The organism is Paratractidigestivibacter sp. (genome assembly GCF_052362415.1).
GTDB lineage: Bacteria > Actinomycetota > Coriobacteriia > Coriobacteriales > Atopobiaceae > Paratractidigestivibacter.
This window is the reverse complement of record NZ_DAWEMK010000135.1, coordinates 1-420: the sequence shown is the minus strand read 5'-3', so window position 1 is coordinate 420 and position 420 is coordinate 1. Positions and strand designations below refer to the sequence as shown.

Genomic DNA, 420 nt, shown 5'->3' with positions numbered 1-420 from the left:
TGCGCGCGGACGGCGCGACCGCGGCGGCGGAGCCCCCGTCGCCTGCGGGGCCACCCGCGCCCGAGGAGCCGATCGTTCCCGCGGGGTCGCCCGCGCCCGCGGAATGACGCCCGCCGTCCTCGGGTATTAAACATGGTTACGGCGCCGGGTGCCTGACCTGCCCGGCGAAACACAGTGACTGCAGCAGAAAGGAAGCACACGCATGTCACAGAAGAACTACTACTTCACCTCCGAGAGCGTTACCGAAGGGCACCCCGACAAGATCTGCGACCAGGTGAGCGACGCGATCCTGGACGCCATTCTCGCCAAGGAGTCTGAGCTCGAGGCCTCGGGCTACGTCGCCCCCGACGGCGTCCCCGCCAAGCTCGACAACGGCCGCTGCGCGGTCGAGCCCTGCGTCACCACCGGCCCCGGGAGCGG

Annotated in this window: 1 protein-coding gene; it reads left to right on the top strand. The window is 70.2% G+C overall.

Annotated elements, in window-relative coordinates; all coding sequences use genetic code 11:
* Positions 1 to 202: 202 nt before the first annotated feature.
* On the top strand, positions 203 to 420 hold a 218-nt coding region (locus ACT84W_RS09800), incomplete at its 3' end, for an S-adenosylmethionine synthetase N-terminal domain-containing protein (RefSeq protein WP_444329075.1).